The sequence below is a fragment of the Bacillus sp. G16 genome, assembly GCF_021282335.1.
In the GTDB taxonomy this organism is placed as follows: domain Bacteria; phylum Bacillota; class Bacilli; order Bacillales; family Bacillaceae; genus Bacillus; species Bacillus inaquosorum.
Map to the genome: position 1 here is coordinate 120,470 of NZ_JAJSOZ010000011.1, position 13,232 is coordinate 133,701.

Consider the following 13,232-nt stretch of genomic DNA (forward strand, 5'->3'; position numbering starts at 1 on the left):
ACAGCGAACAGGACTTTTTTGAAGTCCTGTTTTTTTATTTTTCTATTGAAACGCTTTCAGCAGTTGTGTTGTACTGGAAGGAAAGGGGTGGAGAGAAACGATGGAATTACAGCAGGATATGATTCCTCAGAAAAAAACAATCGGCGCTTTAGATCACGCCGTTTTTTTATGCATGGTATTTTGTTTTTGGTTTTCAGGCTATATTTATGTGCCTGTATTCAGCCTGTATTTGGAGGATCTGCAATTTTCATACGGCGCAATCGGCATCATCCTCGGCAGCTACGGGGTCACGCAAATCCTTCTGCGATTCCCGCTCGGCCTTCTGTCAGACATCCTGTTTTCTCTGCGCAAGCAATTGTTAATTGCCGGGTTTGGGTTTTCCGTCCTCAGCAGTCTGCTTTTTCTGATGTTTGACTCTTTCCTCTTCGTGCTGGCCGCGCGGCTGTTTGCGGGGATAACCGCTTCTATGTGGGTAATGGCGACCATTTTATACGCGCACTATTTCAACAATAGCAATGCGTCAAAAGCAATGGGCATCATGCAGTTTTTCACCGTCATGCCTCAGTTTGTCAGCATTGTGTTCTGCGGGCTTGCGGCAGCCCATTTAGGCAGGCAGGTCCCGTTTTGGATGGCGCTGGCAGCCTCGGCCGCCGGTCTGGTGATATGCTGCTTTATTAAAGACCCGTCGGCTTCTCCAGTGAACCGCGACACAATTCGTGTGCAGCAATACATCAAAGACACATTGCGGCTGCCGAAGCTGAAGCTTTTCACCATCCTCTCTATGACAGCTCATGCGGTGTTATTTATGACAGTGTTTGGATTTACGCCGCTTTTCATTAATCAGCTCGGAATGGGTGATGCGGAGCTGCTTTGGGTGATGAGCGCTTTTTTCCTCCCTCACGCAGCCGCCACACTAAGCTTTGTGTTTCTGCGCTTCACAAGCCGAATTGCTTACTTCGTGATGCTCATCAGTTTTGCTGTCACCGGAGTCTGTTTGCTATTCGTTCCTTTTTCAGCTACATTGTTCACGGTTTGCATCACACACGCCTGCATCGGTCTGGCGCTCGGTTTCGTATTTCCTTTGCTGCTAAGCCGTGTCGTCGATATCAGTTCTGCCCGTTTGAAAATGTCAGTGATGGGGTTTTATCAATCGTTTTATGCGCTGGGCATCTTCCTCGGACCCCTTCTTGCCGGAAAAACCGCACAGCTTTTCGGGCTTGCGGAGGTTTTTTATGGAGCCGGGTTACTGGCATTTGCCGCCTTTCTTGTGATGCTCGTGAAAATGCGTAACATGATTAATTAATAGCTTTCATACCGCCGGAAGCGCCACACAGAAAACATGGCCAGAAGCATGATGCACAAAATGGAGAATGTGAGCGACCATCCAAAGAAATCCGCTCTCTCTCCATGAAGAAGGATATGCTCCGCCTGCTTGCAAAGCGCAGCCGGAAGCCATTTCGCACCATCAGGAAATAGCGAAACAGCAAAGGAAACTGCAGCTGTCAGCCCGATACCGGAAGCCGCAGCTGCTCCGAGAGACCGAAACATCGTGCTTCCGGCAAGGCCAGCAGTCACAATAAACATGATCCAAAGAGCGTAAAGTCCAAGGCTTGCGGCAAAACGGCTGAATGATGTGTCCTCAAACAGCAGCCAGATGTAATAATAAGCAAGCCCGTATCCAGCTGCAAACGACGCGATGCCGATCACGCTTTGGGTGAGCCATTTGCTCACGATATAATGGGCTGCAGTCACAGGCCGCGACATGATCAGCGACGTTACGCCTTGATTTCTTTCATTTGCTACGCTGCCCATAACGCTGAAAATGATCAGAGCCATGCCAAGCGTGTTAAATTGGGAAAGCGTGCTGACCATCACTTCAGACCCGGAAGGCATCGTAAAACTGATTTTCATGCCGTCAGGAAGGTTTCCTCCGTGTTCAATGATTTCTGGCATATAATAAATGGTCAGCGGCTGTGTGAGCCCTACGATCATCATCGCAATCGGCAGCCAGATCAGCTTGCCGCTTTTCCACCCTTCCAGCCATTCTTTCTGCAATAACGTCATCATCACCTTCATGCGTGCACCACCTTTAGATAGACGTCTTCAAGAGACTCCGTTTTCTGTTCAAAACGGGTGACGGTCAATCCCGTTCGGATACAATCACTCAACAATGTCCGGCCAGCTTGTATATCTGGCAGTTCGAAAACAGCTTGGGACGGATTCATATAGACAATAGCTGATACGTAAGGCTTCTCTTCAAGCCAGCCCTTCAGTTTCTCTTTTACAGTAAGAGTGAAAACGTTCGTTTGATGCTGTTTTTTCAGCTGCTGTAACGCCCCTTTCCATGAAACTTCTCCGTTTTTCATGATCACCACCTGATCACACACCTGCTCCGCATCGTGCAAAACGTGTGTAGAGAACAGAACAGCCATATGCTTCTTCAGCTCCCGCATCACGTCCAGCACCTCGAACCGTCCTGACGGATCAAGTGCAGAAACCGGTTCATCCAATATCAAAAGCTTCGGTTTATGGAGCAGGGCCTGTGCCAGACCAAGTCTTTGCTTCATGCCGCCTGAAAAGCCGCCGATCCTTTTGTGCGCGGATTCCTGCAAGCCGACAAATTCCAGCATCCCGCCGATTTCCTCTTGGCATTTTTTCTTCGAAAGACCGGACAGTCTTCCGGCAAATGTTAAAAATTCGTTTGCGGTCATCCATGAATAAAAAGCAGGATACTGCGGGAGGTACCCAATCAAATGCCGGTCCGGCTTTTTCTCCCCTAACAGCTTGATGGTTCCAGAGGTTGGCGAAAGCAGCCCGGCCAGCATTTGCAGCGTTGTGGTTTTACCTGCTCCATTAGGGCCTAATAGTGCGACACACTCGTTTTCATTCACGTGAAAACTGACATTCTTTACAGCCCGATGATGCCGATACGATTTACATAATGACTCAATAGACAGCATGCCCGCTCACCTTTGCTTTCTGCCGACGGTAAAAAATAAAATCGGCCCGATAATATTGATACATACAATGATTGCAGCCCACATCCACTTTGGCCCGTTTGTCCGCTCTTCCTTTATACAGCTGATGAGAGCGAATACCGCCAGCACAAGCTGCAATACAATCAGCGGCAAAATCATTTCCCAAGAAATATTCATTGCTTGATCCCCCTTTTCTTCCGGTCCGGCCTAATGACAAAAAAGTAATAACAAATCAGAGGCATCGGTGCTGTAATCAATCCGACAATCCCCCATACCCATGCCATGCGATTACGTTTTTTCGCATCAATAAATAAAAAGATCCCCTGTGCCAATACGATGAGATAAGCCGCAACCATGATGACAATTTCTGTTTGTGTCATCGGCGCTCCACCTCGCATTCACCGAAATGTCTTTTTTTCTCAGCCGCAATCAAAATCGGCAAAACAGCAAGCACACAAACCTGAAGCACGATAAACACAGCGGGAGCTTGAGTGAATGCCAGGATTGCCGCACTCACAACCATCAGCGCACAGAATACAAATAAGATGATCTCTTTCATCAGTTTTTTTCTGCGTTCAGCTTTCATTTGTAACAGCTGGTAAAGCAGTTCTTTTTGATCTGGTATAGAGGGATTGGCTGTTTGATCAATTTTCTGCAATTCTGATTTGAAATGAATTGAAAGCTTTTCTTTATTCATCGTTCCACTCCTTTCTGATTTGCTGGAGCCCTTTATGAACTCTGGACTTCACCGTGCCTTCCTTGATCTGCAGCATCAGCCCGATTTCGGCGTAGGTATAGCCGTAGTAATGCCTTAATAAAACTGGCGTGCGCAATTTAGGATCCAGCTTTGAAAACATATCCAGCGTTTCGCTCCATTCTCCCCCTTTCACTGACACGTCCCACTTGATCTTGCGGATTGTTTCCTCCGTAACTGCCTGATTCCGTTTCCATTCTCTCTTTCTCTTTTTCTGGTGATCGAGATAGAGCCTGGATGCTATAGAAATCAGCCACGTGGAGAATTTGGAACGGCCTTGGAAGCTTCTTAAATGAATGTACCCTTTCAGAAAGGTTTCCTGAACAAGCTCCTCGCTGAGGTCAGGATGAAGGGAAAGTTTTAACAAGTATTTATATAAAAAAGAATAATGATAGTGGAAAAGGGCTGTAAACGCCTCGTCGTTTCCCTCTTTCGCCTGCTGAATCAGCTGCTGTTCTTCATGTGTATCCAATGGCCGCGATCCCCCCTTTTTTTGTTTTTCTGCCTTATAAGACGACACCGGATTCAAAAGCGTTCAGCTTTTTTACAATTCTTTTCAGCCATTGACAGATCAGGCTTCCCGACCGTTTGGCTGCACATCCTCATTTGTAAACCCCCTCATAGTCTGTTAAGCTATGACTTTATGTCGATTTTAAAAAAACATCCAATATGGAGGACGATGCATTGAAAGTAGAAAGGCGAACGATTGAATATATTCCGAATGAAGAAAGACATGGTAAAGCGAAAGATTTATTTCCCGTATGGTTCGGGGCTAATATGCATATCACCACGTTAGTGACTGGCACGATTCCCGTTGCAATGGGACTTAATCTGTTTTGGAGTGTTGCCGCTATTATTTGCGGAACCTTAATCGGTGCCATATTTATGGCGTCTCATTCCGCGCAAGGCCCTCAGCTTGGCATCCCGCAAATGATTCAAAGCCGTGCCCAATTCGGCGTAATTGGAGCGATTCTTCCCCTCTTCCTAGTCATGTTTATCTACCTTGGTTTCTTCGCAAGCAGTACGATTCTGGCGGCTGGAACCTTAAGCAGCTTTGTTCCCATCCCGGGATCATGGAGCATTATAGGCTTAAGCGCCGTATGTTTTTTACTCACCATTTTCGGCCATGATTTGATTCACAAAATGCAAAAAATCCTTTCTTGGACCTCTTTTGCTGTATTTTTTGCTGCAACGATACTCATTTTTCAATTGCCGATTCCGACAGGCAGCTGGATTCCCGGAGCGGTTGATCTGCCAATTTTCTTGGTGGCGGTCAGCGCAGTCGCGACGTGGCAGCTGGCCTATGCGCCGTATGTTGCCGATTATTCAAGATATCTGCCAGTTCAAACGCCGGCGTCCAAAACGTTTTGGTACAGCTATGCAGGTACATCTGTCAGCTCCATCTGGATGATGCTGCTCGGCGCTTTGCTGACGACGGCACTTCCTGACTTTACGACAAACTCAGGCAGCCAGATTGTCCAATTGTTCGGCCCCTTCTCATTCATTATGCTGATCATTGTGTTATTTGGGCAAATGGCGATCAATGTCTTTAACCTGTATGGGGCTTTCATGTCCACGACAACAACGCTTGAGCCGTTTCTGAAATTAAAGGTCACACCCAAAGTCAGAATCATCATGATCCTTGGCGTCACGCTCGTCGGCACTGTCTTAAGCCTTCTCGGGCAAAGCAATTTTATGGAGCTGTTTTTGAATTTTATCTTTTTCATCAGTTATTTCTTAATTCCGTGGACGGCAATCAATCTAGTCGATTACTACTTCGTCCGCCACGGAAAGTATCAAGTCAAAGCCATGTTCGATGTGAACGGGCCTTACGGAAAAGTCAATTGGATCACCACGATTGCGTTCGTTCTGTCCATCTTGCTGGAAATCCCGTTTATCAATACATCCTTTTACATCGGACCGCTGGCCAAAATGTTTGGCGGCGGAGACATTGCATGGATTGTCGGCTTGGCCGTTCCTTCTGTTCTTTATTATGTATTGATGAAACCGCGTCTGAAAAAACGAGCAGGTTATCAAGAAAAGCTGTCTTCTCTATGAAGACAGCTTTTTATCATTCAAATCGCTTCCACACGCGAGGCAGCATGTCAGAAAGCTCATGAGCGAGCAGCGTATGGGCGGAGTGCTCGTCTGTCCAGAGCTCGGCGCACGCACCGTGCAGATAAACCGCGTTTAATATGGCATGCTTCGGATTTTTATGGCAGCAGAGCATGCCTAATATCATACCGGTCAGTGTGTCACCGGTGCCGCCCTTGGCGAGTGCCCCGTTTCCGGTTGGGTTGTGCCAGCAATCACCATCGGGAAACGCGATAACGGTTTGATTTCCTTTTAACACAATGACAGCCTGAAGCTGAGCCGCCCATTCCTTTGCGTATTCCGCTCTTTTGTTTTGTAATTCTTTCACCGGCACCCCTGTCATGCGGGAAAACTCACCCGGGTGCGGCGTGAGGATGACGGGCGCCTCCCGTTTCGGATACGTGCGCTTCGCCAGCGCTCCGGCATCCAAAATAACGGGGCAATCCGCCGCAAGCACATGATCAACTGCCTGCTGTACGCTTTCAGTTTGCGGAAGCCCTGATCCGATGGCGATGGCCCGGTACGTCTCTTCAAGCTGAGCGTCCGCTGCTTTTTGCCAGCCGTCACGCCAATAGGTCGCCTCGGGCAAAACAGGAACAATCAGCGGGATCACGCTTTCAGACGTGCCGATGACAAGCTTTCCGAGACCGCTCCGCATCGCCCCCAGCCCCGCAAGAAGCGCTGCGCCCGGCATGTCGTCGCTTCCCGCCAGCAGCAAAGCCGTACCGTACGTTCCTTTATGGCTCTCCGCATCTCTTTCAGGGAGCGAGGCTCTCACATGCTCTTCCGTCCAAATTGGCACATTCATCTCTATCCCTCCTCTGCTTTCTCTTCCTATTTTTCCTGTACCTTCTTTATTTCAAACAAAAAAATGACAGCCTCAGGGGCTGTCTTCCAGATTGTTGACAAAATCCTAAAACGGTTTTTGTTTTAGGATTTTGTCATCTTTTCAGCGTGATTGAAAACCCTTGAAGTCTAGGAAGGACGAGCATTGGAGCGGAGCGAATGTTATAATTCGTGAGCACCAACGCGCAGGACTGACAACGAATGCGAGGGTTTGTCGACACGCTGAAAGACAGCCTCAGGGGCTGTCTTCTATTTTACAGGAACGTCAAGATGATACAGGCGGCGATACCGTTCATTTGCCGCCAGCAGTTCCTTATGCGTTCCTTCCATTTCCGTTTTTCCGTTTTCGAGAAACACGATTTTATCGGCCGCTTCCACTCCAGCGAGGTGGTGCGTAATCCATAGAATCGTTTTTCCTTTCAGCACTTCAAACACCGTTTCCATCAGCTCGCGTTCGGTGATGGGGTCGAGGCCGACTGTCGGCTCATCGAGAATGATGATCGGCGTATCCTGCAGCAAAATCCGGGCGAGTGCGATCCGCTGCCGCTCTCCACCGGAAAACCGGATGCCGGTTTCCTGAACAGAGGTATGATATCCGTCAGGCAGTGACTCGATGTAGTCATGCAGCTTCACCTGTTTAGCGGCGCGGCGCACATCCTCGTCGCTTGCTTCTCCGTTTCCAAGCCTGATGTTGTTTAGAATGCTTGTATCAAAGAGGTGCGGTTTTTGATTTAACACGGCCACCGCATCAGCAATCTGATCCTTTAACAGCGCTGTCTCCACTCCGTTTAACGTTACAGTTCCTGAGTCCGGTTTTAAAGCGCCCTCGATTAATGCGAGGGACGTTGATTTCCCAGACCCGCTCCGGCCGAGCAGCGCCATTTTTTCTCCTTGGCGCAGCGTAAAGGAAAAGTTGTGCAGCACTTGGCTGCTGTCGTCATAAGAAAACGTCACATCACGAAAGGACAGTGTGACATCTTGGAGATCGAGCGTTTCAGCCGCTGATTCTGTTTGTGACGCCTCCGGCTGAGGAGCAACCTTGTTCATGCGTCTGATGGAATCCTGATAGCCGGGCACTTCACCCAAGGCATCAGAAAGCGGCAGAAAGGCTTCCGTCAGCGGGAACACCACAAGCACAAAAGCCGCAATCATCGTTTTGGACAGTTCACCGTCTGTATGCTGACCCGCCGTCCAAAATAACATCAGCAAAATAAGGCCGGCGACAAGGCATTGCGCGGCAAAGTCCCGCCATCTTGTAAAGCGTTGTTTTTTCCGTTCAAGCTCAAACCAATCATGTTCCTCTTTTTCATAGGAATCAATAAACGCATGCCGGCGTCCGCTGAACATCCAGTCGCTGACACCCATCACAGCATCTGTCAAACGGCTGTACAGCATATTCCGCCCGCTTTTCAGCTTCGCATTCTTCGCTCTTGTCACGAGCAAAGACACTACCGGAAACAGTACAACAAGAACAAACAAATAAAGCGCAAGCAATATGGCAAACGGCCAAGAGAAGAACCCAAGCGCAATCACTGAAACAGCATACAGGAGCAAGGCTGAGATCGCAGGAAAAATCGTTTTTAAGAAGGCATCCTGCAAATGCTCAATATCCTCAGACAAAATGCCGAGCATATCCCCCGTGCGAAAACGGGAACGCAGCATCAAGGCACCCGGCTCAAGCATGTTGTAAAGGCGGACGCGCATGTCGGACACGATTTTCAAAATGATGTGATGGCCGACGAGGCGTTCCACATATCGTGACACAGACCGCGCGATCCCAAAGGTGCGCACAGCGACAATCGGCACATAAATAAGCAGGATGTTTTCCGGCCTTGTCGCCGCCTTAGAAATCAAAAACCCTGAGGTGAACATGAGAAAAGCAGCAGAAAAAATTGTCACCGCGCCCAAAAAGATAACCAGAACGAACAGGCGGGCATTTTGCTTGATATACGGCAGAATCCATTCTTCTTTCTTCATGCTCTTTCCCCCAGTTGTGCCTCCACGAGTTTGGTGTACACACCGTTTGTCGCCAGCAATTCATCGTGAGTCCCGACTTCCGCAACCCTGCCTCCGTCCAGCACGATAATTTCGTCCATATCGAGCATCCAGTGAAGGCGGTGAGTCGCGAGAAAGACGAGCTTATCCTCAAATAAATCCAGCATCGTTTCTTTTATTTCATATTCTGTTTCGATATCAAGATGGGCAGTCGGCTCATCCAGCAGCAGAATCGGACGGTTACCCAAAAAGGCGCGAGCCACCGCGACACGCTGAGCCTGGCCGCCGCTGAGCGCCCGGCCGCCTTCCCCGATCCGGCCCTCTAATCCGTCCGGAAGTTTGTCCACCAGCTCCGTTAGTCCCGCCGCTGCAGCTGCGAGGGCTGTATCCTCGGCCGAAGCGCTTGGGTGGTAGAAGCGAATGTTATTCGCCAGCGTATCATCAAAAATGTACGGATGCTGCGGGATGTAGAGGAGGTTTTTCTGCCAGCTGCCGTCCTGCAAATGGGACCGGCGTGACCCATTGACCTCGATCATACCGCCATCCGGCTCCAAAAAACCGCCGAGGATATCAATTAATGTTGATTTTCCGGCACCGCTTGCACCGATGATGCCGATTTTTTTCTTGCCTTTGAATGACAGATCAATATCGGACACCGACCGGCCGACTGACACGCCTGACAGCTTCAGCTCATCCTGTTCGGACCACGTCCCAAGCTGAAGCGGCGCCTCTTCTTTAAAACCAGGCTGCGACAAAATCTCTTGAATGGTTTTGCCTGCTTCCTGCCCGTTTAGCGTTGCATGATAATCATTCCCCACCTCCCGCACCGGCAGAAAATACTCAGGTGCGAGAATAAGCGCCGTTAAAGCGGGCCCAAGCAAAATATCGCCGTCAATGAGGCGCAGGCCAAGAAACACTGCAACTGTCGCCACCGACAGCATCGTGAAAAAATCGAGGGCAAATGAAGATAAAAATGCCACCCGAAGCGTACTCATCGTTGCTTTGCGATACCGTTCACTAACGTAGAAAATATTTTTGCTGTGCGACTTGCTCAAACCTAAGAAACGCAATGTCTCCAGCCCGCGAAGAGAATCAACAAAATGATTGGAAAGTCTCTGATAGGATTTCCACTGACGATCCGCTTTTCTCTGCGCGACAAGGCCGAGGAGAATCATAAAAATAATCAGAATCGGCATGGCAGCGACTAAAATGATGGCTGATGTGCGATCCTGAAAAAATACATAAATGACAACCGCCGCAGGCACAATCGCCATGCTGACCATTTTCGGCAGAAACAGCTCCAGGTAGCGGCGGAACTGGCTGATGCCTTCCATTGCCAGCGTCACCATTTGCCCTGTCCCCTCTTTCTTTGCAAAACGGGGGCCTAACCGGAACAGCTGATCAAGAAAACTCTTTCTCAAATCTGCTCCTGTCCGGGCGGCATATTGATAGACGATTTTCTGGCGCGCCACCGTCACCCCGTGCCGGGCGACAAAAGCGATGAGGAAAAAGCCGATCACCGGAAACAGGGAGGCAATGCTCTTCCCGTTGAACAGCCCGGTTACGGCTTCACTCAGCCACTCTGCCTGCATAATAATGGCGGCTGTCTGAATCAGCGTTAAACAAGTAATCACGGTGAGAATCCGCTTCATTCCTTTATATCGAAACAGGTCTTTTCCCATTAATAAGTCATAGGCTCCTTATGGCTGACGCGCTTCCGGAAGACATAATAGCTCCAGATCTGGCTGCCGATTACAAACGGCAATAGGGTTAATGCTGCAATTGACATGACTTTAAGCGAATAATCACCGGAAGAAGCGTTAGCTACTGTTAAATCGTACGCGCTTTGAATCGAGCTGACCATCACCCGAGGGAATAATGAAATAAAGATCATCCCTACAGTCAGCGCCAGCCCCGCGCCTGTCATTCCGAATGTCCAGCCGTCTTTTTTCTTACGGATAAATACAGCAGCAAGCATAAAGCAGATGACAATCAAAACAACAAGCGGAATGGTAATCTCGCCGCGGCGTGTAAACATGTCTGTCTGATAGGCAGAAAGGGCCGCGAAGGCAAGAACCGCTACAAAAACAACACCCATTATCTTTTGTGCCATTTTCCGGGCGCGGTTTTGCAAATCACCAATCGTACGCAGCGTGATAAACATTAATCCATGCTGGAAGCAAAGAAGTGTTACAGTCACACCGCCAAGTACAGAGTATACATTGATATAATCGGATACATGTGCGTGAATGTTCATATCGGCATCAATCGGCATCCCGCGGAATAATGTCGTGAACAGCACGCCAAGCACAAACGGAGGAATCAGACTGCCGAAGAAAACGACCCAGTCCCAAACCTTTACCCATTTCAAATGATCGACCTTGCCGCGGAACTCAAACGCGACCCCGCGGCCCATTAACGCAAGCAGCACAATGACAAACGGAATGTAATAACCGCTCAGCATCGTTGCATACCAGTTCGGAAATGCAGCGAAAATGGCGCCTGCACCAGTCAAAAGCCATACTTCATTCGCGTCCCAAAACGGTCCGATCGTGTTGATCAGCACTCTGCGTTCTAATTCATTATGGCCAAGAAAACGGGTCGCCATGCCGACCCCGAAATCAAAGCCTTCCAAAAAGAAGAATCCTACAAACAATACAGCAACGAGTATAAACCAAAGATCATGAAGAGATGCCATGGTATACCTCCTGACTAAATGGATCTGTTGATACAGGCACATCATGATGCTCATCATGCTCTGCACCTTTTTTAATCTCACGGATGAACAAGAAGACAAGCAGCGCACCCAGAATCAAGTACATCACTCCGAAGGCGATGATTGAAAATAGCAGGGAGCCCGCCGTTACGTTAGGCGACACGGATTGAGCCGTAGTCATCAAGCCCATAACCGTCCAAGGCTGACGCCCGATTTCTGTCATAATCCAGCCCGCAGAGTTCGCGATAAACGGGAAGGAAATCAAAGCGATCATGATGCGCAAATACCATTTGCTGTTTTCAAGCTTTTTGCGGCGGTTTAGCCAAAGGCCGCCTAGCGCAGCAAGAATCATGACAACACCTGCTCCTACCATGATGCGGAAGCTCCAGAACGTCGTTTTGACAGGCGGAATGTAGTCGCCTTTTCCGTATATTTTTTCGTACTCAGCCTGAAGTGTTTTCATCCCTTTGACACTTCCGCTGAATTTTTGATATGCCAGGTAGCTCAAGGCATAAGGAACTTTGATTTCATTTGAGCTTTTTTCATTTTTTGTATCGATTGTGGCAAAAGCCGTCCAAGCAGCAGGGTCACCGCTGTCTTCCCAAAGGCCTTCACTGGCAGCCATTTTCATCGGCTGTGATTCCATCAAGTGCTCAGCCTGCATGTGCCCGCTAAGGCCGACGCCAAGACCGGCACAAAGGCCGACGATCATTGCGAGTTTAAAAGATTGTTTAAAGAACGGCACTTCATTTTTCTTCAATAGTTTAAAAGCACTCACTCCGGCGATAAAGAAAGCCCCAGTGGCGAGCGCACCGAAAATGACGTGCGGGAATTCAACCCAAAGCTGAGGGTTTGTAATCAGCGCGCCAAAGTCATTCATCTCTGCGCGGCCGTTTTTGATCGTAAAGCCGACCGGCTCCTGCATAAAGGAGTTCGCTGTTAAAATCCAGAAAGACGACATAATCGTTCCGAATGACACGAGCCAAATGCAGAGAGCGTGAATTTTTTTCGGCAGGCGGTCCCAGCCGAAAATCCATAATCCGATAAAAATAGATTCCATGAAAAACGCCAATAATGCTTCAATCGCAAGCGGAGCGCCAAATACATCTCCGACAAAACGGGAGTAATCAGACCAGTTCAGTCCAAACTGGAATTCTTGCAAAATCCCTGTTACGACACCGACTGCGAAATTTATTAAGAATAAGTGCCCCCAAAACTTTGCCATTTTGAGGTACAGCTCATTTTTCTTCACAAGATAAAGAGTCTCCATCAACGCAACCATAAACACAAGCCCGATAGACATCGGCACAAACAAGAAGTGAAACAACGTTGTTGATGCAAATTGAATACGGGCTAATACCAATTCACTCATGCTTTATCCTCCATTTCCGGTTGAAAACTGTAATTTGCTCACTACTTCACAAGCAGAACCGAAACTTTGATCAGTAATTCACAAAATAGACGAAAAAAATATTGTTCAATATTTCACAAATGTGTCAAAAAGTCGTTCAATATGATGCAAGATTGCCAGACTGACCAAATGACACAATCTCTGACTGGTTCATATTAAGTACTTTACAACGATTCATTTCAAAAATAAAGCCCAAAATACCTAAAAAGTCCTGAATGATGTGACGGATTATTGTCTATTTCGTTGCTGATTTATGACGGCTGCTAGGATAAATGACCCTTTATTATCGTACATCAACACATCGTTCCTTGCGAATAAAATGCTTGTCCGGCACCAGCACTCGTTTCTCAGCATTCTGTCACAGATCGATTTTAGTCAGAATGCCTCTTTTCATCAGTAACGTGATGAAGTGAAAAGTTGAATAGTAAATTATTAATA

The 13,232-nt window shown here is 48.2% G+C and carries 13 protein-coding genes; 2 read left to right on the top strand and 11 right to left on the bottom strand.

All coding sequences use genetic code 11. The annotated features are described in order from the left end of the window. Window positions 1-100: 100 nt before the first annotated feature. Window positions 101-1,303 carry an MFS transporter gene (locus tag LWH95_RS15245; RefSeq protein ID WP_232919913.1) on the top strand — a complete coding sequence of 401 codons (1,203 nt, stop codon included), beginning with the start codon at window positions 101-103 and terminating at the stop codon, window positions 1,301-1,303. Here the strand turns inward: LWH95_RS15245 and LWH95_RS15250 are convergent. The 6 genes from LWH95_RS15250 to sigY are packed head-to-tail and all read right to left on the bottom strand — an operon-like array spanning window position 1,300 to window position 4,204. After that, window positions 1,300-2,076, bottom strand: coding sequence for an ABC transporter permease (locus LWH95_RS15250; RefSeq protein ID WP_119914460.1), 777 nt, complete (start codon window positions 2,074-2,076; stop codon window positions 1,300-1,302). The two genes, LWH95_RS15245 and LWH95_RS15250, sit on opposite strands and share 4 nt — an antisense overlap. Next, window positions 2,073-2,960, bottom strand: coding sequence for an ABC transporter ATP-binding protein (locus LWH95_RS15255; protein WP_003236133.1), 888 nt, complete (start codon window positions 2,958-2,960; stop codon window positions 2,073-2,075). The genes LWH95_RS15250 and LWH95_RS15255 overlap by 4 nt, the downstream gene beginning before the upstream one ends. A gap of 6 nt (window positions 2,961-2,966) precedes the next feature. Next, complete coding sequence (gene yxlE, locus LWH95_RS15260) at window positions 2,967-3,155, bottom strand: sigma Y negative regulator YxlE (RefSeq protein WP_003218770.1); 189 nt, start codon at window positions 3,153-3,155, stop codon at window positions 2,967-2,969. Continuing rightward, window positions 3,152-3,358, bottom strand: a complete 207-nt coding sequence (gene yxlD, locus LWH95_RS15265; RefSeq protein WP_060399803.1) for a sigma Y negative regulator YxlD — start codon at window positions 3,356-3,358, stop codon at window positions 3,152-3,154. The genes yxlE and yxlD overlap by 4 nt, the downstream gene beginning before the upstream one ends. Next, on the bottom strand, window positions 3,355-3,675 hold the full coding sequence (locus tag LWH95_RS15270) for a YxlC family protein (RefSeq protein ID WP_232919914.1): 321 nt from the start codon (window positions 3,673-3,675) through the stop codon (window positions 3,355-3,357). Before LWH95_RS15270 ends, yxlD begins: the two co-directional genes overlap by 4 nt. Further along, window positions 3,668-4,204: an RNA polymerase sigma factor SigY gene (sigY, locus tag LWH95_RS15275; RefSeq protein ID WP_003236140.1), complete on the bottom strand. Its 537-nt coding sequence runs from the start codon at window positions 4,202-4,204 to the stop codon at window positions 3,668-3,670. Before sigY ends, LWH95_RS15270 begins: the two co-directional genes overlap by 8 nt. A gap of 212 nt (window positions 4,205-4,416) precedes the next feature. Between sigY and LWH95_RS15280 the strand changes: the two genes are divergently transcribed. Next, window positions 4,417-5,790, top strand: a complete 1,374-nt coding sequence (locus tag LWH95_RS15280) for a cytosine permease (RefSeq protein WP_148982349.1) — start codon at window positions 4,417-4,419, stop codon at window positions 5,788-5,790. A gap of 13 nt (window positions 5,791-5,803) precedes the next feature. On the opposite strand, the gene LWH95_RS15285 is transcribed toward LWH95_RS15280, so the two are convergent. From LWH95_RS15285 to cydA, 5 genes are all read right to left on the bottom strand, one after another. Beyond that, window positions 5,804-6,634, bottom strand: a complete 831-nt coding sequence (locus LWH95_RS15285; RefSeq protein WP_133485485.1) for an NAD(P)H-hydrate dehydratase — start codon at window positions 6,632-6,634, stop codon at window positions 5,804-5,806. Between the two features lie 287 nt (window positions 6,635-6,921). Continuing rightward, window positions 6,922-8,649, bottom strand: coding sequence for a thiol reductant ABC exporter subunit CydC (cydC, locus tag LWH95_RS15290; protein ID WP_232919915.1), 1,728 nt, complete (start codon window positions 8,647-8,649; stop codon window positions 6,922-6,924). After that, window positions 8,646-10,349, bottom strand: coding sequence for a thiol reductant ABC exporter subunit CydD (cydD, locus tag LWH95_RS15295; RefSeq protein ID WP_232919916.1), 1,704 nt, complete (start codon window positions 10,347-10,349; stop codon window positions 8,646-8,648). Before cydD ends, cydC begins: the two co-directional genes overlap by 4 nt. Next, the gene (gene cydB / locus LWH95_RS15300; RefSeq protein WP_060399809.1) at window positions 10,349-11,365 is read right to left on the bottom strand and encodes a cytochrome d ubiquinol oxidase subunit II; all 1,017 of its coding nucleotides are present in this window, start codon (window positions 11,363-11,365) and stop codon (window positions 10,349-10,351) included. Before cydB ends, cydD begins: the two co-directional genes overlap by 1 nt. Continuing rightward, window positions 11,349-12,755, bottom strand: a complete 1,407-nt coding sequence (cydA, locus tag LWH95_RS15305) for a cytochrome ubiquinol oxidase subunit I (RefSeq protein ID WP_232919917.1) — start codon at window positions 12,753-12,755, stop codon at window positions 11,349-11,351. The genes cydB and cydA overlap by 17 nt, the downstream gene beginning before the upstream one ends. Between the last annotated feature and the right edge of the window lie 477 nt (window positions 12,756-13,232).